The organism is Lentibacillus sp. L22 (assembly GCF_040812445.1).
Classification (GTDB): Bacteria; Bacillota; Bacilli; order Bacillales; family Amphibacillaceae; genus Lentibacillus_C; species Lentibacillus_C daqui.
In genome coordinates, this window is the sequence record NZ_JBFNXI010000102.1 from 1 (window position 1) to 1,458 (window position 1,458).

Below are 1,458 nucleotides of genomic sequence, written 5' to 3' on the forward strand. Positions count from 1 at the left end.
TTTTTTAAAAATTTAATTAAGCAGTTTGTTGCTGGTTTAACAGTACATTGATACGATCTGCAGCTAATTTTGAAGCATTATAAATAAGCGTTACAATGTCAAAGTGAACTTTTGCGCGTTTTCCAGTACGATAACGAACATTGTTAAGTTGAAAAAATTCTTTGAGATAGGCATTTACACGTTCAACAGCAGAGCGACGTTTGAATAGTGTTTTCCAAGCCTTTGATCCACGAGCGGGCGCAGTATATCTCCTAAGATCCGTTGTTATTTTTACCTTGTAAACCTTTTGACAGATGTCTTCGTTCGCCAAAGGACAGTCACTACACTCTTTTGGTCTTGTGTATTTCAATGTTTCATATTTGGCATCAAAACTATCATAACGGTAGGAATGCTCCCGAAAACAGGTCGGGGCGAAGTGTTTATCAAAACCGATTGGCTCGCTTTCATTTTTCTTATTATAAGCAATGACGGACTGATTCCCCATTCGGTGCACTTGTTCATAAATTGCATGATAATCATAACCAGCATCCATTGTCTGATGGTTCAATGATGGAAGGGGAAGTTCATTAACCCCTTTTAATAACGGGATTGCAGCCTTCCCGTCATTCAAACTGCCTGAAGAAAAAAGGGCCTGTAGAATATATTGACTGGATGTCCCAACAGCCAAATGTCCCTTATATCCGTACCAAAAGACATTCTTTCCTTCTGAGTTCTTTTTTACGCCCCACTTAGGGTCTTGAGGAACCTCGGCGCGTAATTCGGCTAAAGGTGCATCCAACTGTGCTTCTATTTTCTTTTCGAAAAGTGGTAAATTGGCTTCTTTCTCTGCCTGTTCAATAAGCCATTGTTCACGTTCTTCCTTGGATTTGCGCCCGCGTTTTTTGGGCTCAGCTTTTTGTTTTTCTTCCTTTGACGGCGCTTGATCACGTGCTTCAAAATGGGTTGCATCAATGGCGACAGTGTCATCCATAATAAAGCCTTCAGCAATTGCTTGAAGCACAACTTTTTCTTGAACTTTCTCCAAAACGTTAGATGCTTTTAGTTTTGTTAAAAGCCGAGAATAGGCGGCTTCAGACGGGGTGTGGTCAGACACAAGAAATCCACAATTCAGTTTAAAAACAAAGTCGTCCTTTAGGCGTTTAATTAGGTCCTTAACCGTTGGAATACGTTCAACATATCGAATAAAAACGGAAATAATCATCGCCGCATAATTCAAATCTACAGGTGCGCCAAGGTGGGATTTTTTGTTCACTTCATAATAAATCGCATCCAAATCTATCACTGAAATAATCGATTCATAACGATGGGTAGGTTCCATCTCGTATAATTCTTGGATGCTAAATAGACTTTCTTGTCGTATAATGGTCATAGGGAGTACTCCTCCAGTCTTTTTTTGGTTGTCGGTTCAACTACCATTATACAAGATTTGGGGAGGTACTTCCTTTTTTATGTCTCAAA

1 protein-coding gene is annotated in these 1,458 nt (G+C 39.6%); it reads right to left on the reverse strand.

The window, feature by feature from the left end:
* Positions 1-16 precede the first annotated feature (16 nt).
* Positions 17-1,369, reverse strand: a complete 1,353-nt coding sequence (locus ABRT01_RS18210; RefSeq protein WP_269410324.1) for an IS1182 family transposase — start codon at positions 1,367-1,369, stop codon at positions 17-19.
* Between the last annotated feature and the right edge of the window lie 89 nt (positions 1,370-1,458).